This window comes from Chitinophaga sedimenti (assembly GCF_023156195.1).
GTDB classification, from domain to species: domain Bacteria; phylum Bacteroidota; class Bacteroidia; order Chitinophagales; family Chitinophagaceae; genus Chitinophaga; species Chitinophaga sedimenti.
Map to the genome: position 1 here is coordinate 4,231,776 of NZ_JAKUKA010000001.1, position 18,313 is coordinate 4,250,088.

At 48.9% G+C, this 18,313-nt stretch carries 22 protein-coding genes and 2 pseudogenes; 10 read left to right on the forward strand and 14 right to left on the reverse strand.

The window, feature by feature from the left end:
* Nucleotides 1–29: 29 nt before the first annotated feature.
* The 7 genes from MKQ70_RS24085 to MKQ70_RS24115 form a co-directional block, all read right to left on the reverse strand.
* Nucleotides 30–833, reverse strand: a complete 804-nt coding sequence (locus tag MKQ70_RS24085; RefSeq protein ID WP_248074856.1) for an ABC transporter ATP-binding protein — start codon at nucleotides 831–833, stop codon at nucleotides 30–32.
* On the reverse strand, nucleotides 830–1,303 hold the full coding sequence (locus tag MKQ70_RS24090; RefSeq protein ID WP_248074858.1) for an ABC transporter permease: 474 nt from the start codon (nucleotides 1,301–1,303) through the stop codon (nucleotides 830–832). The genes MKQ70_RS24085 and MKQ70_RS24090 overlap by 4 nt, the downstream gene beginning before the upstream one ends.
* Nucleotides 1,290–1,607 carry an ABC transporter permease family protein gene (locus MKQ70_RS24095; protein WP_248074860.1) on the reverse strand — a complete coding sequence of 106 codons (318 nt, stop codon included), beginning with the start codon at nucleotides 1,605–1,607 and terminating at the stop codon, nucleotides 1,290–1,292. The genes MKQ70_RS24090 and MKQ70_RS24095 overlap by 14 nt, the downstream gene beginning before the upstream one ends.
* Nucleotides 1,608–1,667: 60 nt before the next feature.
* Nucleotides 1,668–2,498, reverse strand: a complete 831-nt coding sequence (locus tag MKQ70_RS39380) for an OmpA family protein (protein ID WP_282456687.1) — start codon at nucleotides 2,496–2,498, stop codon at nucleotides 1,668–1,670.
* Between the two features lie 62 nt (nucleotides 2,499–2,560).
* Complete coding sequence (locus tag MKQ70_RS24105; protein WP_248074862.1) at nucleotides 2,561–3,430, reverse strand: hypothetical protein; 870 nt, start codon at nucleotides 3,428–3,430, stop codon at nucleotides 2,561–2,563.
* 108 nt (nucleotides 3,431–3,538) lie between these two features.
* Nucleotides 3,539–4,525 carry a PspA/IM30 family protein gene (locus MKQ70_RS24110; RefSeq protein ID WP_248074864.1) on the reverse strand — a complete coding sequence of 329 codons (987 nt, stop codon included), beginning with the start codon at nucleotides 4,523–4,525 and terminating at the stop codon, nucleotides 3,539–3,541.
* Nucleotides 4,525–5,046 (reverse strand): kinetochore Spc7 family protein, encoded by a 522-nt coding sequence (locus MKQ70_RS24115; RefSeq protein WP_248074866.1) that lies wholly within the window; start codon nucleotides 5,044–5,046, stop codon nucleotides 4,525–4,527. Before MKQ70_RS24115 ends, MKQ70_RS24110 begins: the two co-directional genes overlap by 1 nt.
* Before the next feature lie 711 nt (nucleotides 5,047–5,757).
* Here MKQ70_RS24115 and MKQ70_RS24120 point away from each other — a divergent pair.
* From MKQ70_RS24120 to MKQ70_RS39390, 9 genes and pseudogenes are all read left to right on the forward strand, one after another.
* Complete coding sequence (locus tag MKQ70_RS24120; protein WP_248074868.1) at nucleotides 5,758–6,189, forward strand: ATP-binding cassette domain-containing protein; 432 nt, start codon at nucleotides 5,758–5,760, stop codon at nucleotides 6,187–6,189.
* Nucleotides 6,190–6,218: 29 nt separating this feature from the next.
* Nucleotides 6,219–6,572: an ATP-binding protein DrrA1-3 family domain-containing protein gene (locus MKQ70_RS24125; protein WP_248074870.1), complete on the forward strand. Its 354-nt coding sequence runs from the start codon at nucleotides 6,219–6,221 to the stop codon at nucleotides 6,570–6,572.
* A 57-nt stretch (nucleotides 6,573–6,629) separates the two neighbouring features.
* Nucleotides 6,630–7,919: a phosphopyruvate hydratase gene (eno, locus tag MKQ70_RS24130; protein ID WP_248074871.1), complete on the forward strand. Its 1,290-nt coding sequence runs from the start codon at nucleotides 6,630–6,632 to the stop codon at nucleotides 7,917–7,919.
* An 86-nt stretch (nucleotides 7,920–8,005) separates the two neighbouring features.
* Nucleotides 8,006–8,320, forward strand: a complete 315-nt coding sequence (locus tag MKQ70_RS24135; protein ID WP_248074872.1) for an FtsB family cell division protein — start codon at nucleotides 8,006–8,008, stop codon at nucleotides 8,318–8,320.
* A gap of 198 nt (nucleotides 8,321–8,518) precedes the next feature.
* A complete protein-coding gene (locus MKQ70_RS24140) occupies nucleotides 8,519–8,719 on the forward strand; it encodes a hypothetical protein (RefSeq protein ID WP_248074873.1) in 201 nt (66 codons plus the stop codon).
* Between the two features lie 53 nt (nucleotides 8,720–8,772).
* Complete coding sequence (locus tag MKQ70_RS24145) at nucleotides 8,773–9,156, forward strand: endonuclease III domain-containing protein (protein ID WP_248074874.1); 384 nt, start codon at nucleotides 8,773–8,775, stop codon at nucleotides 9,154–9,156.
* Nucleotides 9,153–9,485, forward strand: coding sequence for an endonuclease III domain-containing protein (locus tag MKQ70_RS24150; protein WP_248074875.1), 333 nt, complete (start codon nucleotides 9,153–9,155; stop codon nucleotides 9,483–9,485). The genes MKQ70_RS24145 and MKQ70_RS24150 overlap by 4 nt, the downstream gene beginning before the upstream one ends.
* A 130-nt stretch (nucleotides 9,486–9,615) precedes the next feature.
* Nucleotides 9,616–10,328, forward strand: a pseudogene (locus MKQ70_RS39385) (MFS transporter).
* 8 nt (nucleotides 10,329–10,336) lie between these two features.
* Nucleotides 10,337–12,094 (forward strand): MFS transporter, encoded by a 1,758-nt coding sequence (locus MKQ70_RS39390; protein ID WP_282456688.1) that lies wholly within the window; start codon nucleotides 10,337–10,339, stop codon nucleotides 12,092–12,094.
* On the opposite strand, the gene MKQ70_RS24165 is transcribed toward MKQ70_RS39390, so the two are convergent.
* From MKQ70_RS24165 to MKQ70_RS24180, 4 genes and pseudogenes are all read right to left on the reverse strand, one after another.
* Nucleotides 12,091–12,672, reverse strand: a complete 582-nt coding sequence (locus tag MKQ70_RS24165; RefSeq protein WP_248074876.1) for a DUF6134 family protein — start codon at nucleotides 12,670–12,672, stop codon at nucleotides 12,091–12,093. The genes MKQ70_RS39390 and MKQ70_RS24165 overlap by 4 nt on opposite strands.
* Nucleotides 12,673–12,790: 118 nt before the next feature.
* A complete protein-coding gene (locus MKQ70_RS24170) occupies nucleotides 12,791–13,117 on the reverse strand; it encodes a hypothetical protein (protein ID WP_248074878.1) in 327 nt (108 codons plus the stop codon).
* Between the two features lie 85 nt (nucleotides 13,118–13,202).
* Nucleotides 13,203–13,949, reverse strand: a complete 747-nt coding sequence (locus tag MKQ70_RS24175; protein ID WP_372490142.1) for a hypothetical protein — start codon at nucleotides 13,947–13,949, stop codon at nucleotides 13,203–13,205.
* Between the two features lie 114 nt (nucleotides 13,950–14,063).
* A pseudogene (locus tag MKQ70_RS24180) lies at nucleotides 14,064–14,674 on the reverse strand (2-oxoacid:ferredoxin oxidoreductase family protein); the annotation flags it as partial.
* Between the two features lie 360 nt (nucleotides 14,675–15,034).
* On the opposite strand from MKQ70_RS24180, the gene MKQ70_RS24185 reads away from it, so the two are divergent.
* Complete coding sequence (locus MKQ70_RS24185) at nucleotides 15,035–15,352, forward strand: carboxypeptidase-like regulatory domain-containing protein (RefSeq protein WP_248074884.1); 318 nt, start codon at nucleotides 15,035–15,037, stop codon at nucleotides 15,350–15,352.
* Between the two features lie 144 nt (nucleotides 15,353–15,496).
* Here MKQ70_RS24185 and MKQ70_RS24190 read toward each other — a convergent pair whose 3' ends face one another.
* From MKQ70_RS24190 to kynU, 3 genes are read right to left on the reverse strand one after another with little or no spacing between them, the layout of a single operon-like run.
* Nucleotides 15,497–16,054: a 2'-5' RNA ligase family protein gene (locus tag MKQ70_RS24190; RefSeq protein WP_248074885.1), complete on the reverse strand. Its 558-nt coding sequence runs from the start codon at nucleotides 16,052–16,054 to the stop codon at nucleotides 15,497–15,499.
* Complete coding sequence (locus MKQ70_RS24195; protein WP_248081890.1) at nucleotides 16,047–16,931, reverse strand: hypothetical protein; 885 nt, start codon at nucleotides 16,929–16,931, stop codon at nucleotides 16,047–16,049. The genes MKQ70_RS24190 and MKQ70_RS24195 overlap by 8 nt, the downstream gene beginning before the upstream one ends.
* 9 nt (nucleotides 16,932–16,940) lie before the next feature.
* Nucleotides 16,941–18,215 carry a kynureninase gene (kynU, locus tag MKQ70_RS24200; protein WP_248074886.1) on the reverse strand — a complete coding sequence of 425 codons (1,275 nt, stop codon included), beginning with the start codon at nucleotides 18,213–18,215 and terminating at the stop codon, nucleotides 16,941–16,943.
* Nucleotides 18,216–18,313: the final 98 nt, after the last annotated feature.

The following is an 18,313-nucleotide window of genomic DNA, read 5'->3' on the forward strand; positions in this document are numbered from 1 at the left end:
AAGGATAAAGGCATAACCGGCCTTTCCGCTTATAAATGCCTCCGGATATCGGCCAGCAATTCCACGAAGCGCATATTCTCCCGGATGTTTGGCGTCCAGGCCAGTTCCATTTCACAAAGATCATATTCCTTTACAATGGTAGCGCCGGGTTTACCGGCCTCGGGAGCCAATACCCATACCATGTCCGAGATCGCCGCGGCATTCTCTATATCATGACTCACGATGATCAGGGTATTATGCTCGTTAAGCGTGGAGATTTTCAGCAGCAGCTGCATCACACGGTCTACCATCAACACATCCAGTCCGGAGAACGGCTCGTCGAGCAATATAAATTTATTGCCGGTCAGCACCTGCTGAATAATACTCACACGCTGGCGTTGCCCGCCACTCAACTGCGCAGGGTACTTTTTCAGGTGTTCGCTTAGTTCAAAAGCAGCGGCGCATTCCTCAATGGTTTTACGCTTGTGTGCTTCGGTAAGCTGGCCTCCGGCACTATCCAGCCCGATCTTCAGGTTCTGGTAGATAGTCCGGTGATTAAACAAAATATAGTTCTGCGGCACAATCCCCACCTCACCGGGCTGCACCACGTGCTGGTCTTCATCCATCTTTACCTGCCCTGTATTCGGACGCCGTAAACCGGAAAGAATACGGAACAGCTGTGTTTTACCGATGCCACTCCTTCCGATCAATGACACTACCTGTCCCTGGTTAATTCCCTGGCGGCGAATATCACGGATGGTAAAATTTACATCGCGCAGCACTACTTTTCCGCCGTACTGCAGGCCCACGTTTTCGGCGCTTAACAACACCTCGTGCTTAGTATATGCGTTCATCGGCGTACGGTTAATTTAGTGTAAGGAAATAACCAGTGGCGCAACAACCCCAGCAGGTAATCGAATAAAATACCGAGGATGAAAATGATGACCAGTGTGCCGAACACGACGTCCAGCTGTACATACTTGTTCGCTTTGATCAACATGACCCCAAGTCCGCCCTCACTCATGCTCAGGCCTTCTACAGAAGTAATCATTAACCAGGCGATCGCAAAGTTCTGCCGCATCACTTCAAACACCTGGTCTAACCGCCCCACGATAATCACTTCCCACAAGGTTTTCCAGCGATTCATGCGCAGTGTGGTACAGAGCTCAAATTCCTGCGCATGAATATGATCGATCACACTTAATAAAGACGTTACGAAAAACGGTACGATACCGAAAATCAGCAAACTCAATTTTAACTGGTGACCGCTTTGCGTGAGCAGTGTAAAAGAAATATCAAGCCGGTTAACGTCAGATAGCGGCATTTGATGACGAACCGCGCGATGGGCTGAAAAAGGGCACGATCGACAGGTAACTGATCAGCAAAGCGATGGCGATACTGATGAACATCCCTTTCATCGTCAGCGATAAACTGGCAAAGAGATTATCTAAAAAATCGGGCATTTGCACGATGTGTCCCAATGCCGCCAACACTTTAGTGGGCGTGGGAATAAGACCGTTGCCGCTCAACTGCCAGGCGGCGAGCGCCAGCAACACCTCCACTGCAACCAGGATGGTGAGTGTGCGTTTGTCCAGGATACGCAGCGGTTCAAATATTTGTTTAAGCATATGCTAAAGGTTTTAAAAACATGCCGCGCTGTTACACGCGGCATGTACAAAACAAACAGATTAATTACCTAACACGATCTGCACGCGGCGGTTCTTCGCACGGCCTTCGATGGTACTGTTATCTGCAACGGGTTTGGTAGCGCCATAACCTCTGGCTTCTACACGTTCGGATGAAAGGCCTTCGCTCTGCAGGTAGTTTTTTACCGCGGCGGCTCGCTCTTCTGACAATTTAATATTCGCATCATCTTTACCTACATTATCGGTGTGACCGTATACGCCCAGCTTCAAACCTTCCGCCACTACGGCACTTTTCAGGATTTCCTCCAACACCGGGTAGGACACGCTGCGGATCTGCGCACTACCGGTTTCAAATTGTATTTCGTACGATTTGGATGAAACCTCACGGGTGATTTCCGTTACGTACTCCTGCTTAATCGCAGCACCTTCCAGGAGTTCGGGGTGATTAGACACTACCGATGTGAGGAACGACTTATCGACCACCTTGCTGTACACCGGGTACGACGGCACCAGTTCAGGATACATCTTCACTAAAATATCACCGAAGGTGTTGTACACTATTTTGTAACGGTCAATACCATCTTTGCCCAAACCGAACATGTTCGCAGCATCCGCCAGATTGTAGGCCATAGAGCCGCCCAGGCTTACATTGATGCCCTGCGCGTCTTTTTCCTCTGTACCATTATAATACTTTAACCAGTACTCGCCGTTCTGCTCGTTGTAGACTTTCGCAGACACGTTAGCGGCAAAGGATTTGGCTTCACTGAACGAACGTACCTGGTCGCCGGCCTGCGATAACGCCATGATCAGGTTCTCCATATCCGTACGGTGGTCGTACGCAAATTTCTTGATGGTGATGGTGATGTTCGGCATCTGTGAGCTATACTCTTTAGTAGATGCAATATTGACCAGGCCACCTTTCTTCTGCGCGATGGTTACGTCACCCGGCGTCCGGTGCTCACGGCATCTACACCTACGGTGGTGTCTTTACTGATCTTTTTACCATCTATCACCAGCTTGCGCGATTCCTTATAATCGGTGATGTACTTGTTGGCCGCGTCCAGGAAATCGTTGGCAGCAATCAAGTTGATGGCGTTGCGGTCATACGTGGTTTCATCCGGGTTTACGCGCATACCGTTGTCGCCCGCCCATTTCACCAGGATGTTCATATCACCGTCGCGCAGTACACAGGCCACGGTTTTACCGATCGCATTCTTCGGATCACGTTTCCAGTCGATGGGGCCCATCAACTTATCTTCGCCATAACTTTTACCCATGGCGTAAAAAGCCACCGGCTGATAATCGGGGCCTAACGGCTCCAGTTCCTTTGCCAGCGCGGCGAAGAACATAGGCATACCGTCGCCCATAAACGATGCGAACACACCGGGCGTGTTAGGATTGCTTTTATACTCCTGCGCAAACTTTACCATATCGGCGATCGACTTGTTACAGTCGTCCTGCCGCACGATTTCCAGTTGCAACTGCGCTTTATCGAGCAGGGAACCTTTGGTGGTGTTTGCGCCACCGTTGGCGTACATCAGCGGGAACTGTGAGTTCCAGGCCATGATGCGCCAGCTGATTTTTGTACCGCCGTTCATGGCTTCTTCCGCGGAAGGCAGCGGTATCACGGCATCTTTACTTAAGGAGGCTTCGGGTGCGTCGGGCAGTTTTACCGAACCAATTTCCGTTGCGGCCTTCGCCTGTTGGGGGCGCTTATCCCACCAAAATACCTTTGCGGCGTAAATACCACCTAATACGAGTACGATACCTAAAATTTTACCACCGGGTTTTACTTTAACTGACATTGTGAATAGATTTAAATGTTATAGTGTTGTTATTAGCTCAATTTTTAAACATAGCTCCGCCAGGCCCGCCATTTTGCAGGCTTACGGGGTTATGCTAACTGCAAAGTGTTAGCTCAGCAGGTCGTTGTAATTATCTTTTGCCACGGTACCGGGCTTGCGCTCGGCTTTCGACGGCTCCCATTGCTGCGTGTTCAGTTTAAACGCCTTATCGGGATCGAACGATTCCAGCATCTGCAGTCCCTGTAATTCATACGTGGCATTATCCAGGTCAATGGAGCGCATAAAGTCGTTCGAGTAATTGATCGCCTTCTTCATGCTGGACAGCTTGGTCGCGATATCTTCCTTCAAAAACTCCATGGACTGTTCTACCATCAGCTTTTTCTCAGGATCGCCCTTAAAGATTTTCAATGCGGAACTTAAAGCCTTGTTGCCCGATGTAACGGATTTGTACAGGTCTTTTTTCAGTTCCAGTTCATTGCGTGCATCTTCAATCAGGTAAGCACTGTTCTTGTGTACCTTGGTGAGATAATCGCCAATGCGGGCGAGATTATCACGTATCGGCGTCAGTTGCATGATGTATTCTTTCAGTCGTGCAATCTGTCGCGTGGCGTTGCCTAATTCCGGCAGCATATTATTGCTCTGCGCAGCTTTGGCCCTGCCTACGAGATGCCCCATCTCGCGTTCTTTTTCAGCGATCTTGAGATCGATCTTCTCTTTCTGTGCATCTACATCTATAGATTGTTTATACAGCTTTTCACGCTGCTCTTCCATGTCTTCGATATAGTCTTCCGCAATCAGGAAGGGATCGAGTTCTATCACTACGCCGATCAACTTTTTCATGAGCCATTCGTAGAAGTAGAACAAAGCCAGGCGCAGTTTTCGGTGTGTTACCGCGTACAGGAATATACCCAGCGCCACCAGCGCGATGCCGAAGTTAACGGTGTTCCATACCACCTGCGTGAGGATGGGTATTACATAGTAGCCAATGAGTACCAAAACACCCAGGCCGATGATGATACCGAACTTACCGCCTGGCCTGTTCCAGTACGACTTCAATTTTTGTTCGGAACCTGCGGGAAAGAATTGTGTTTCCATTAGAGTGATGTTTGAATTTTTTGAATGTCAGTAATAATTTTATTGATCATTGCTTCACTCGCCACCTGGTAACCCTGCCGGTTTCCAGCGATCTTCCTTTCGTGTTCCGTCACTTCGGTTTTCAGCTCCGCTGCTTTACTTTGTGCCGCTGTAATCTCCTGCGTCAGCTGTTGAATCAGTGCAGTATTGTCGGCAATCTGCTTTTCCATGTCGGCCAGTTGTTGCTGGCGTCCCTGTATTTCTTCAGATGCTTTGTCGGCAACAGCTTTGTCGAACTGGTTGCGGTCCTGCTCCACAATTAACTTGTATTGGGCAGCCGATTCCAGCAACTTGTCTTTCGTTAAACCTTGTACGCTTAGTGTGGCGTAAACGACCGACAGCCGGGCTTTTTCATCGGGCAGATGGGATTCGAGCGTTTCCATCATTTTCCAGAACTCGAAGTAATCCGGTCCGGGCAGGTTACTTTGCTCGAACAGCTTGGAGAAGTGTTGCCCGAATTTGTCGAACTCCGCTTCAGACATAGCTGCGGCCGCATCTTTTAACTGCGCGATGTTTTCGGGGGAATATTTTGTAAGGGCGCACTTTCCCCATCGGGCTCGAATTCCACGAAGAGCCCTAGCGCCTTTTTGAAAAGGTTTGCCATTGTTGTTGTTATGTAGTGGTGAACAAGAAGCGGGTAAGCATAGCTATCGCACGTGCACTTGCGCAAGCCAGCGGCATACCATTGATGATGACATAAGGTCACCTGGAAAGCATGTACAGAATAGCAGTACGCGATGCCGCGCCTTGCATTCGGAGCTTACCTTTGAGTTGGGTTTCTATATTACCAATCGGGGGAAGGTTGTACAAATATTCTGTAATGCTTTACAGCGTATTCATATCATTTGTGAGAGTGTGTTGTCTACATGTTCATTTATCATATTGACGACGTAAAATTATAACAAATTTGAGATCTGCAAAATTCCGGAGGAGCGCTGCGGGTGCAGTGTTTTTAAATAATTAAAAGATTTTGGGGCTGGATTTTAACATTTCATTAATAGCAAAGCCTGCCGGATTTACAACGTATACCTGCGGGGGCCGTGGATTAAAGGAAAACTATATTTTAAAACTTTACTACTTTAGCTATCCAATTAAGCAAGCATGTCTATCACGGTAACAAACCTTTATAAAGTTTATGGCGAACAACAAGCCGTAAAAGATGTTTCTTTTCAATTAGATAAAGGTGTGAGATCGTGGGTTTCCTCGGCCCGAACGGCGCCGGTAAAAGCACCACGATGAAAATGATTACGGGCTTTTTGCCGCCTACCTCGGGTAAAGCGGTGGTTTGCGGGTTCGATGTGGCCTTACAGCCAATGGAAGTACGCAAAAGAGTAGGTTACCTGCCGGAAGCCAATCCTTTGTACCACGATATGTTTGTGCGGGAGTTCACGGAATTTATCGCCGGCGTACACCAGCTGGGCGGCCAAACGAAAGCGCGGATCGACGAAATGATCGAACGCACGGGACTTACGCCGGAGCGGAATAAAAAGATCGGGGCACTGTCCAAAGGGTATAAGCAACGTGTGGGACTGGCGCAGGCCCTGCTGCACGACCCTGAAGTGCTGATCTGGACGAACCCACCTCCGGACTGGACCCGAATCAACTGGCGGAGATCCGGCAATTGATCCGGGAAGTAGGAAAAGATAAGACGGTTATGCTGAGCACCCATATCATGCAGGAGGTGGAGGCGATGTGCAGCCGGGTAATCATTATAAACAAAGGGAACATCATTGCGGACGATGCCATTGCCAACCTACAGCAGATGGGACAAGGGTTTGTAGAGGTTAGCTTCGGCGAAACGGCAACGCAGGCGGAACTGGAAAGTATAGTAGGGGTAAACCGCGCTACAGCACGGGATAACAACACCTGGCAGTTATATTCGGACGACCCGGAGACGGTACGTAAAAACCTCTTACAATTCGCTTTGATAAGTAACCGAAACATCCTTTCTTTGCGAAGCAATTCGCAGTCACTGGAGGATATTTTCCGGGAAAAGACCCAAAAGTGATAGACATTGTCTAATAAAATGAGAAAAAACAGAAAAACCTTTCAATAATTTATCATTATGAGCATAATTTCAGAAATCCACGCCAGGCAGATACTTGACAGCCGCGGCAACCCTACTGTAGAAGTAGACGTAACTACCGAAGACGGTCATTTTGGACGTGCAGCTGTGCCATCCGGCGCATCTACCGGTAAACACGAAGCAGTAGAACTGCGCGACAACGATAAATCCGTTTACGTTGGTAAAGGCGTTTTACAGGCTGTTAAGAATGTGAACGAGATTATTGCGCCTGAGCTGGAAGGCTGGGACGTAACTGACCAGGCCGGTATTGATAAATTGCTGATCGAGCTGGATGGTACCGATAACAAAGCCAAACTGGGCGCTAACGCTACCCTGGCGGTAAGCATGGCGGTGGCTAAAGCTGCTGCTGATGTATCCGGCCTGCCCCTGTACCGTTACCTCGGTGGTGTGAATGGTTGTGTACTGCCTATGCCGCTGATGAACATCATCAACGGTGGTGCGCACGCCGATAACAAAATCGACTTCCAGGAGTTCATGATCGTGCCGGTAGGCGCAGAAACTTTCTCTGAAGGTCTCCGTTGGGGCGTGGAAATCTTCCATACCCTGAAATCTGTACTGAAAAAGAAAGGCTACAGCACAAACGTAGGTGATGAAGGTGGTTTTGCACCGGATATCCAGAGCAACGAAGAAGCGATCGAAACGGTGATCCAGGCGATCGAAGCAGCTGGCTATAAACCAGGTACACAGGTGGGTATTGCCCTGGACGCTGCGAGCAGCGAAATGTACAACGAGGCAGACAACACCTACAAATTCTACAAAAGCACCGGCAAAGTAATCTCCAGCGACGAAATGGTTGCTTACTGGGCGGAATGGTGCAAAAAATACCCTATCGTTTCTATCGAAGATGGCATGGCCGAAGACGACTGGAACGGTTGGAAAAAACTGACAGATGCCGTTGGCGGCGACGTACAGCTGGTAGGCGACGATCTGTTCGTAACCAACGTTAAACGTTTGAAAAAAGGTATCGACGAGCGCATTGCAAACTCTATCCTGATTAAAGTAAACCAGATCGGTACCGTTACCGAAACGATCAACGCTGTTAACATGGCGCACAAAGCTGGTTTTACTTCTATCATGAGCCACCGTTCCGGCGAAACTGAATATACGATTGCTGACCTGGCGGTAGCCCTGAACTGCGGTCAGATCAAGACCGGTTCTGCTTCCCGTACAGACAGGATGGCGAAATACAACCAGCTGCTCCGCATCGAGGAGGAACTGGGCAGCACCGCCATTTATCCGAAAAATTCCGTTACATTTGGTAAGAAATAACCAATCATAACGTTATTTAGTGGTCAACTCAATCAGACATTAACCGGGGGCCCACAAGGCTCCCGGTTTTTTAAAATCCATCACCCATGCTGAAAACGCCATTTAAAGTACCTGCGCTGATCCGGAATAAATATTTCGTGACGACCGCCGCCTTTATAATATGGCTGGCTTTCCTGGACCGCAACAATATGCTTTCCCAGTACGAGCTTACGGCAGAGGTGAATAAAATGGAGGACCAAAAGAACTTTTATATCGAAAACAACGAATCTACGCGCAAAGAGAGCCAGGAACTGCTGTCCAGCATGGAAAAACTGGAGAAATTCGCCCGCGAGAAGTATAAAATGAAGAAGGACAACGAAGACGTATTCCTGATCATCCCCCAAAAAGGAAAAGAAGAGTAGGCTTAGACGCTGCAAATCAATTAGTTCCGTTCATCATCAGAAATGGCCATCCGCCCGCCCCATCCATCCTTTTATCTTGCAAAAGCGAATTTTTTGGGTTAAATTGACAATACGTTAGTATCGATCCGCGTTATGTACGTGTTAACTTAAATTATCAACACGCATCAAAACACCATTTAACCAAAAACTGTATTTCGCATGAGTAATTCTACACTACCACTATTTATTACTTCACACGCTACCACCGAAAAAAAGAACAGGCATATGAATGAAATGAAAAAGATGCAACGTGAAGAAAAGGCACTTATCGCCATTACTGCAGACGCGCTGAAAACCATCCAGTATACTCCGCGCACCAGCACATTAGACGCCATCTTTGAATACGCAAAGAAAAAATAGGCGTTCCCGTTAATTCACTACGGTAACTATTTCACAACGCTTATACGCCTTTCTTGCGCCCTGCCCGCAGTGTGCGGTTTTCGCACTATATTTACGGCATGACCAAAAAAGAGCGATTCGCGTATGTAATCAGCTATTTCGAGCAACATGCTCCCAATGCTGAAACAGAGTTGATATACGACAATCCGTATCAATTACTGGTAGCCGTCATTCTCTCGGCCCAATGCACCGATAAGCGGGTGAACCTCACGACGCCCGCCATTTTTGACGCGTACCCCGATGTGTATGCGCTCAGCAAAGCTACGTTCGACGACCTGTTCCCATTGATCAGAAGCATTTCTTATCCGAATAATAAAACCAAACACCTCATCGGCATGGCCAATATGGTCGTGGACGATTTCAGGGTAATATTCCAGAAACCGTACCCGAGCTGGTGAAACTGCCTGGTGTGGGACGTAAAACCGCGAACGTTATCACTTCCGTGGTACACCATCAACCTAATATGGCGGTAGATACGCACGTGTTTCGTGTATCCGCGAGGTTAGGACTCACCACGAACGCCACCACGCCACTGCAAACGGAGATGCAGCTCCTGAAATACATCCCGAAGGAAAAGGTGCACGTAGCTCACCACTGGCTGATTTTGCATGGCCGCTACATTTGCCTGGCGCGCAGTCCGAAATGCGGAGAATGCGGGTTGCGGCCGGTCTGTAAATATTACCAGTCGGTCATCCGCGGAAACCAGCTGGGTTTACCGAAGTACTAGTATTAAAAATTGCAACCGTCCTTCCTGTTATTGGGAATTTCGGATATATTTTACTTATCTTTTCCGGCTAAAAGCATAAAGTTTAGATTTCGTTATGAAAACAATTACGAAAGTACAGTTGTCGTTTATGATGTTCCCGGAGTTCTTTATCTGGGGATCGTGGTTCGTTACTTTAGGTACATTCTTAGGCAAAAACCTGTCGGCCAACGGTTTGGAGTCGGCCAGCGTATTTTCCACCCAATCCTATGGGGCCATCATTGCACCGTTTATTATTGGTTTGATCGCAGATAAGTACTTCAACGCCGAGAGAATCCTCGGTATCCTGCACCTGATTGGCGCGGGGCTCATGTTCATGATGTTTAAAGCGGAAAGCGTCAGCACGTTTTATCCTTATGTATTTGGCTACATGGTAGGCTATATGCCCACACTGGCGCTGGTAAACTCCGTTTCGTTCCGCCAGATGAAAGATCCCGAAAAAGAATTTTCCACGATCCGCGTATGGGGTACCGTGGGTTGGATTCTTGCCGGCCTTTCCATCAGCTATTTATTTCATTGGGATTCCGAAGAGGCGATTGCCGGCGGTGCGTTGAAAAACACCTTCGCCATGGGCGGTATTGCTTCACTGATCCTGGGTTTGTACAGCTTTACCCTGCCTAAAACACCCCGGTTAAAACCGGTCAAAGCAGCAGCATCAGCTCCCTCCTGGGTCTGGATGCCATTAAGCTGCTGGCTAACAAAAACTTCCTCATTTTCTTCGTATCCGCCATCCTGATCTGTATTCCGCTGGCGTTCTACTATCAGAATGCGCATCCGTTCCGGAGTCTACAGGTTTGCCTAACGTAACCGGTAAAATGGCTATCGGCCAGATTTCCGAGGCCCTGTTCATCCCGGCGCTGCCGGTGTTCTTCAAACGTTTTGGCTTTAAAAAGACCATCCTGGTAGGTATGCTGGCCTGGGCGGTGCGTTATACCCTGTTTGCTTACGGCAACGCGGGTGAACTTACCTTCATGCTGATTACAGGTATTGCCTTACACGGTATCTGCTATGACTTCTTCTTCGTATCCGGACAGATTTATACCGATCAACAGGCGGGCGAACAATATAAAAGTGCTGCGCAGGGCCTGGTAACACTGGCTACTTATGGCGTGGGCATGCTCATCGGCTTCTGGATCGCCGGTTTGATTACCGATGCTTACCAGGACGCGGCCAACAAATGGCAGATGATCTGGATGATCCCTGCCGGCATTGCGCTGGTAGTAGCTATCCTGTTCACGCTGCTGTTCCGCGATACTAAAAACAGGTGGCTTAAGATTTTACGCTTTCTATACAACTCCGCAGTGATAGCCTTATACCAACCGGCCTTTTGCTGCGGAGTTTTCATTTTATATCGATTTCACCACGTCAAAAAAGTACCCTTTATGCAACGTATTGCCATGTTAGGCTCCGGCTTCATCGGCCGTTTTTATGCCGATTCGCTGCTCGGACAACGTAGCCGCGATAGTATCGTGAGCATCTATTCAAGAAGAGAAGAAAGCGCAAAGAAGTTTGCCGACGATTACAAAGTTCCGCACTGGACTACCGACATGGAAACCGCCATCGCGCACCCGGACGTTACCGTGGTATGTGTTTCGTTGCCCAACAACCTGCACGAAACCGCGGTAAACCTTTGCTGCAAACACAAAAAAGCAGTGATCTGCACCAAACCCCTGGGTCGTAATGCAGAAGAAGCCAAACGCATGCTGGAGGCTGTAGAAAAGGCCGGTATCTTCCACGGCTACCTCGAAGACCTTGTGTACACCCCCAAGTTCCTGAAGGCGCTGCAAAGCGTGAAAAGCGGCGCTTTAGGCCGCATTCTCTGGGCCAAAAGCCGCGAAACACATCCTGGCCCCCACAGCGAGTGGTTCTGGGATAAAGAACAAGCAGGCGGCGGTTGTATCCTCGACTTAGGTTGCCATTGCGTGGAGATCGCACGCAGCTTTATTGGCAAAGACATCAAACCGGTAGAAGTAATGTGCTGGGCCGATACACAGGTAAAGCCTATTGATGCAGAAGATCATGCTATCGGCCTCGTGAAATATGAGAACGGCGCCATCGGCCAGTTTGAAGTAAGCTGGACCTTCCGCGGCGGCCTCGATCTGCGCGATGAGATCATGGGTTCTGAAGGTACCATCTGGCTGAACAGCTTCCTGCGTACCGGCTTCGACATGTTCACCACCGGCAAGGGCGCCGAATACGTAGCTGAAAAAGCAGAAAGCAATACCGGCTGGCTGTTCCCCGTAGGCGACGAACTGAACGAACTGGGTTACAATCATATGTTCGCCGATATGTTCCGCGCGATGGAAGAAGGCCGCGAACCAGCCGAGTCGTTCTATGATGGATATGTAGTGAACGCTGTACTGGATGCCGCCTACCGCTCTGCCACCAGCAAGCAGTGGGAGCCGGTAAAACTGGATATCTGGCGTGGACAGGAAGGCGTGGAAAAGATGCGTCCGCAAACGGATTACAATGAGCAGTACTACCTGATCAAAGAAGAAACCACGCACTACGGCGCCAAGAAACTCATCTTAAAAGATAAAAAAACGGGACAGATCGTGGAGCAAACGGTTTAACCCTCTACCCTGCGGAAGATGGCCTTGCCGATAACGTGGTTTACCTCAGCTTCGGCAAGCTTTCCTCCCGCATAGCGGTAGATATTCTTTTTCCCGTCGGGCATGGTGATCTCGTATTTCTGTTGGCCCATATCCCGCACCGGCAGCAGCCACCCCAGCGTTTCGGAATACACGTACTTCACCTGTTTGGGTTCTGTGATGTATAAGTCGGTTACACAAAAATGGATCTTATCTTCCGCCAGCACAGCCGCCTTTCCCTGCCGTACTACTTTATAATCTTTATCCTGTTTTTGAGTAGACGTTTCTTTTGTATCATTACCTAACCGCACCGCTTTCGCTTTTACCAGCACATTACTTTCGTACTCGTTGCTGATGTCTGTATCCACACTGATGCTTGCTATCATTTTTATCTTGACGCGACTTGCCAGCGTTACAAAACGGTTGGCGCCGCTGTTACGCTGATTCACTTTAATATCCCCCACCACTTTATTATTGAAGATCACCTCGTACCTGAAAGACTGGGCCTGTACCGAAAACAGGACACATAACAAGGCGTTAAGAAGGAATAGTCGTTTCATACTTTCAAATAGGTTGCAGGTTTAAAATGCACGGTACCCAAATCAATGTACGAAAAAAATCCTGCCCAACGCCGGACAGGATCTTTTCATTTATTGTTGATGCGTTTACTTTTTTTTTTTAGGCGAGCATTTCTTTAATGCGCACCACCAGTTCACTTTTCGTGATAGGAACGCCCATGATCTTATTATACCCCTGCGCAGGAATCAGGAACTCATCGCGGATAATGCGGATAAGCTGACCGTTGTTGATCTCCGGGATCAGTACATGATCGTAGCTGTGCAGTATTTCCGCGAGATTTTTCGGGAAAGGACGCAGGTGGCGCAGGTGTGCATGCGCTACTTCGTGGCCTTCGGCGAGCAGGTCCAGCACCGCACTTTTAATCGCGCCGTAAGTAGAACCCCATCCTAGCACCAATACTTTACCTTTTTCAGGCCCTAACTCCACCTTTTGCAAAGGAATATGATCGGCAATGCGATCTACTTTCTCTGGCGAATCTTCACCATTTGCTGGTGGTTTTCCGGATCGTAGCTTACATTACCAGTAATATTCTGTTTTTCCAGGCCACCAATGCGGTCTCCAGTCCGGGCGTACCCGGTACAGCCCACGGCCGTACCAGTTTCTCATCACGCTCGTATGGATAAAAATGTTCTTCGCCCTCTTCCAATCCTCTTTTGAAGGTCACCGGAATTTCAGGCAGATCTGCACTTTTCGGGAAGCGCCAGGGTTCTGCACCATTGGCAATATAACCGTCGCTCAGTAAAATTACCGGCGTCATATGTTGCAGGGAAATGCGGGTAGCTTCAAACGCAGCCTCAAAACAATCAGAGGGCGTGGAGGCAGATACAATAGGCATCGGACATTCGCCATTACGGCCGTAATAGGCCTGCAGCAGGTCGGATTGCTCTGTTTTCGTAGGCAGACCGGTAGATGGGCCGCCACGTTGGATATCTACTATTACCAGCGGAATTTCCAGCATTACTGCCAGGCCCATGGCCTCACCTTTCAGTGCCATACCGGGGCCGGAAGTAGTCGTAATAGCAAGGTGACCACCATAGGAAGCACCAATTGCGGAACTGATGCCTGCAATTTCATCTTCTGCCTGGAAGGTGCGTACGCCAAAGTTTTTAAAGCGGCTCAGCTCGTGCAGGATATCGGATGCCGGCGTAATCGGGTAAGTACCCAGGAACAGCGGCAGTTTCGATTTTTGTCCGGCCGCGATGAGACCATAAGCAAGCGCGGTGTTACCGGTAATACTGCGGTAGGTACCGGCCTCCATGCGGGCCTTTTCTACCTTATAACGGGTGGTGAAGGCTTCCACGGTATCACCGAAGTTGTAACCCGCATGCAGCACTTTCAGGTTACTTTCCAGGATCTCCGGCTTCTTGCCGAACTTATCGCGAAGGAAGTTTTCGGTGCTTTCCATGTCGCGGTTGTAGAGCCAATAGATAAAGCCCAGTACGAACATATTCTTCGCACGGTCTTTCTCCTTCATGCCCAAGGTAGTTTCTTTCAGCGCCTCGCGGGTGAGTTTTGTCACATCGATCGTGTGCAGCTCATATGCTTTAAGCGAGTCATCTTCGAGCGGATTAACGCCATCGGGATAGTTAGCCAGGCGCAAGTTTTTAGCGTCGAAGCCATCTGAGTTGGCGATGATGATACCACCTTTTTCAGCCCTTTCAGGTTGGCTTTAAGCGCAGCCGCGTTCATTGCAACCAGTACGTCGCAGGCATCGCCTGGCGTAAAAATGCGGTTAGAAGAAAAGTGCAGCTGGAAGCCGCTCACACCCGCGAGTGTACCCTGCGGGGCGCGGATTTCCGCCGGGAAGTCGGGAAAAGTACTCAGGTCGTTACCTACAAGCGCCGTGTTGTTCGAAAACTGGCTACCTGTTAGCTGCATACCATCACCACTATCGCCGGCAAATTTGATCACGACGTCTTCTATCTGTTGTATGGATGTATTTGACATTTCGGATTGTTCTATTAATAATGCAAAATTAGGCATTCGCCCGCTTAGTTTCGGTTATCCCTACGGATAATTACGTATTCCGTGCCCAAAAGTACACAAATATGGTAGACTTTTCACACTTTTCCACGCTCATTAATGGGAGTGCAAGTTATCGAATTACTGATCCAAGTAGTAATCAAAAGCGGAAATCCTAAAATGATCCCCTATAATGTTAAAGTGAATCTAAGAAAATGTTAAATACTTTTGTTGCAGATTATCTGGCACTTATGGGCATGGTAGTTGTCTTATCTCTCATACAAGCAACGATTGAAATGTGATAAAACCTAACGATTCAGTCATTCATTTTAACCATATATACATAACCATTCTTTATTGAACCATTTAAAATTGTATGCTATGAAAAAGACTAAATTAAGCATGTTAGCAGTAGCCGCGGTAGCCATTGGTGCATTCGCATTTAAAGGAATTGATGGCGGCGCAATCGCCGGTAAAGTAACACCTGCAGATGGTGCTACGGAAGCCTGGGCGGTAGCTGGTGCTGATACGCTGAAAGCAGCTATTTCAGACGGCGCATTTTCTTTCACTAACGCCAAATCCGGAACTTACACTATCATCATTGACGGTAAAGATCCGTACAAAGATGCTACTATCACGGATGTGAAAGTAGAAGATGGTAAGTCTACCGACCTTGGCGACATTAAATTAGAGCAATAGTTGGTTTTCATAGGGGTTAATCAAAGCCGGCACATGCGATAAGCATGGCCGGCTTTACTTTTTAAGTTGATATTGACATCAAATAAAAAACGCCACAGCGGATAGCTGCGGCGTTTTTCGTATCATATCAGGACGAGGCTTTTATCAAGCGCCGCCGAGTTTGCATTTCTGCAGCACTTCCCATGATTTGCCGTTGTGGCGGAGGAAGTACAGGTTGCTTACCTTAAAGCTGGCTTTGTACTCTTTATTCTCGTACTCCGGCCATGCTTTATCGAACTGGTCGTCCATGAGGTCTTTGAACGCCACGGTAACGTGAGGTGTGAAGCCAGTGCGCGCCAGCATCGTACTGAAGCCAAATTCCTTACGCAGGAAGTTGATCAGCTGACGGTGCATAGCACTCATGGTTTCGCTCTTTTCAACGTTAATGAACAGAACGCGGTTTTGTTTATTCGGGAAAGTACCGAAGCCGTTGAGCGACACTTCGAAAGGCGCCTGCGTTTTGGCAAACTCTGTGAGTTCATCGCAGAAAGATCTTTCGAGTGCCGGATCAGCAGTGAATGGCACCTGGAGCGTGATGTGCGGGAGCACTTTCAGCGCGTACATCGGGCCATAGTTTTCAGCAAATTCCTGCTTTATTTTGATGATCTCTTTACCTACTTCTGCTGTGGGCAGTAAAGCGATAAAGTAGATTTTGTTATCCACTCTTGGCTCCCCTGGAGCCGCCGCCGAAGCCGCCACCGCCTTGTCTGCGCTGGAAGCCACCGCCGCCACCGCGATTGCCGCCGTAGCCACCGCCGCCGCGATTGCCGCCGCCGTAACCACCACCGCCGCGATTACCGCCGCCGTAGCCACCGCCGCCGCCACGATTGTAGCCGCCGCCACCGCCTTCACGGTTGCCATAGCCACCACCGCCATCACGATCGCGATAACCGCCACCGCCTTCGCGGTTGCCGTAGCCACCGCCACCCCGATTGCCGCCGCCATAACCACCGCCATAGCCGCCACCGTCACGATTGCCGCCGTAGCCGCCACCGCCGCGATTACCATAACCGCCACCGCCTTCACGGTTGCCGTAGCCGCCACCGCCTTCGCGATTGCCGTAACCACCACCGCCTTCACGGTTGCCATAGCCGCCACCGCCTTCGCGATTGCCGTAACCGCCGCCGCCTTCGCGACCGCCGCCACCGTAGCCGCCACCACGGTTTCCACCGCCGTAGCCGCCGCCGCCATCACGATCGCGATAACCGCCGCCGCCCTCACGGTCGCGGTATCCACCGCCACCGCCGTAGCCGCCGCCACCGCTATTGTCACGACCGCCGCCGTAACCACCATTATTGTCGCGCGGACGATATCCGCCGCCGCTGCCGTCCCGATCGCGTCCATAGCCACCGCCGTCGCGGTCACGATCATTGTTGAAACGACCTAAATCTCTGTCGCCCCGGTTAAAACCGCGGTCACCATCCTTGTTAAAATCGGATTGACTGTTAAAGCCACCTTCCCGGTTTTGGTTGGGTTCTTGATCTCCTCCATTGGAATCTGGAGAGTACTTTCGGGGGCGTTCATTTCTCTCAAAGTTCATCTTACTTGATTAAAAACGTTTTGAAGCAATTTTTTCGATGATTTCATAAAAATGAAAGACATCTTCATAAGAGTTATACATAGGTGCTGGAGATACCCTGATCACTCCCGGTTCTCTCCAATCTACTACGATACCGGCCTCGGTCATCCTTTCATGGATTTCTTTTCCTTTTTCTTTAAATAACAAGGATAACTGGGCACCTCTTTCATTACAATTTTTAGGTGTAATTATTTCTAGATCAATATCTTTTAATTGTTCCAGCAGGAATTCAAGATAGTTGGTTAACCTGATGCTCTTTTCCCGTAACCTGTTAATACCAGCGGCATTGAACAATTCCAGTGAAGCTTTAAGCGAAACCATATTGAAGACCTGGGCAGTACTTTGTTGCCATCCTGAGGCCTCGGCTTTAGGGATAAATCCTTTTTCCATGCGGAAGCGGGTACTCTCTTCGTTCCCCCACCAACCGCCAAACCGTGGATAGTTACGATCCGATGCATGTTTGTCGTGTACAAAAACACCGCCAACAGCACCCGGACCACCATTTAAATATTTATAAGAACACCAGACGGCAAAATCTACTTCCCAATCATGTAACTTCAACGGAACATTGCCTGCAACGTGCGCGAGGTCGAAACCTGCGATAGCGCCAACGTTATGCGCCGCGGCAGTGATAGCCTGCATATCTAATAACTGACCCGTGTAGTAGTGTATTCCGCCCAGCAATATTAACGCAATACTAGTATTATGTTCGTTAATAATTTGCAAAATATCTTCTGTCCGAAGGATACTTTCGCCGTGACGAGGTGAAATTTCAACTATGGTGCTATCCGGTTCAAGGCCGTGATGCCCTGCCTGCGTCTCTACCGCGTACTGATCACTGGGAAATGCTCCTTTTTCAACCACGATCTTATACCTTGCTTCGGTAGGCCTGTAGAAGCTGGTCATCATAAGGTGAAGGTTCACGGTAAGGGTATTCATCACTGATACCTCGGTTTCCTTCGCGCCTACTATTTCTGATAATGTCTTACTAAACTGTTGATGGTAGAATAACCAGGGATTTTTTGCTTTCCAATATCCTTCTACCGCTACTTCCCGCCAATCGGCCAATTCCTGCTCGATGGCTGCCTGTACGCCCCTGGGCTGCAATCCCAGAGAATTCCCACAAAAATAAATTGCGTCTTTACCATTATGTTGCGGGAAAAAGAACTCATTTCTAAACCCTCTCAATTCATCCTGCTCGTCTTGTTGCCTGGCGTACGCTAGTGATGCTTCAAATGATTGCATATCTCTCTTAAAAAAACGCGTTATCCGGTTTCCTATTGCCGGCGCATGTCTATCTTAAACTTATATTAGTATACTATTACTCCTTACGTATTAATATT

What these genes read in the sequence shown, in the direction of transcription:
- MKQ70_RS24095 (WP_248074860.1), bottom strand. Translation starts at nt 1,607, where the DNA reads ATGCTTAAACAAATATTTGAACCGCTGCGTATCCTGGACAAACGCACA.
- MKQ70_RS24105 (WP_248074862.1), bottom strand. Translation starts at nt 3,430, where the DNA reads ATGTCAGTTAAAGTAAAACCCGGTGGTAAAATTTTAGGTATCGTACTC.
- MKQ70_RS24110 (WP_248074864.1), bottom strand. Translation starts at nt 4,525, where the DNA reads ATGGAAACACAATTCTTTCCCGCAGGTTCCGAACAAAAATTGAAGTCG.
- MKQ70_RS24115 (WP_248074866.1), bottom strand. Translation starts at nt 5,046, where the DNA reads ATGTCTGAAGCGGAGTTCGACAAATTCGGGCAACACTTCTCCAAGCTG.
- MKQ70_RS24085 (WP_248074856.1), bottom strand. Translation starts at nt 833, where the DNA reads ATGAACGCATATACTAAGCACGAGGTGTTGTTAAGCGCCGAAAACGTG.
- MKQ70_RS39390 (WP_282456688.1), top strand. Translation starts at nt 10,337, where the DNA reads ATGGCTATCGGCCAGATTTCCGAGGCCCTGTTCATCCCGGCGCTGCCG.
- MKQ70_RS24185 (WP_248074884.1), top strand. Translation starts at nt 15,035, where the DNA reads ATGAAAAAGACTAAATTAAGCATGTTAGCAGTAGCCGCGGTAGCCATT.
- MKQ70_RS39380 (WP_282456687.1), bottom strand. Translation starts at nt 2,498, where the DNA reads ATGCCGAACATCACCATCACCATCAAGAAATTTGCGTACGACCACCGT.
- kynU (WP_248074886.1), bottom strand. Translation starts at nt 18,215, where the DNA reads ATGCAATCATTTGAAGCATCACTAGCGTACGCCAGGCAACAAGACGAG.
- MKQ70_RS24195 (WP_248081890.1), bottom strand. Translation starts at nt 16,931, where the DNA reads ATGAACTTTGAGAGAAATGAACGCCCCCGAAAGTACTCTCCAGATTCC.
- MKQ70_RS24125 (WP_248074870.1), top strand. Translation starts at nt 6,219, where the DNA reads ATGCTGAGCACCCATATCATGCAGGAGGTGGAGGCGATGTGCAGCCGG.
- MKQ70_RS24140 (WP_248074873.1), top strand. Translation starts at nt 8,519, where the DNA reads ATGAGTAATTCTACACTACCACTATTTATTACTTCACACGCTACCACC.
- MKQ70_RS24090 (WP_248074858.1), bottom strand. Translation starts at nt 1,303, where the DNA reads ATGCCGCTATCTGACGTTAACCGGCTTGATATTTCTTTTACACTGCTC.
- MKQ70_RS24175 (WP_372490142.1), bottom strand. Translation starts at nt 13,949, where the DNA reads ATGGAGGCCGGTACCTACCGCAGTATTACCGGTAACACCGCGCTTGCT.
- eno (WP_248074871.1), top strand. Translation starts at nt 6,630, where the DNA reads ATGAGCATAATTTCAGAAATCCACGCCAGGCAGATACTTGACAGCCGC.
- MKQ70_RS24165 (WP_248074876.1), bottom strand. Translation starts at nt 12,672, where the DNA reads ATGAAACGACTATTCCTTCTTAACGCCTTGTTATGTGTCCTGTTTTCG.
- MKQ70_RS24135 (WP_248074872.1), top strand. Translation starts at nt 8,006, where the DNA reads ATGCTGAAAACGCCATTTAAAGTACCTGCGCTGATCCGGAATAAATAT.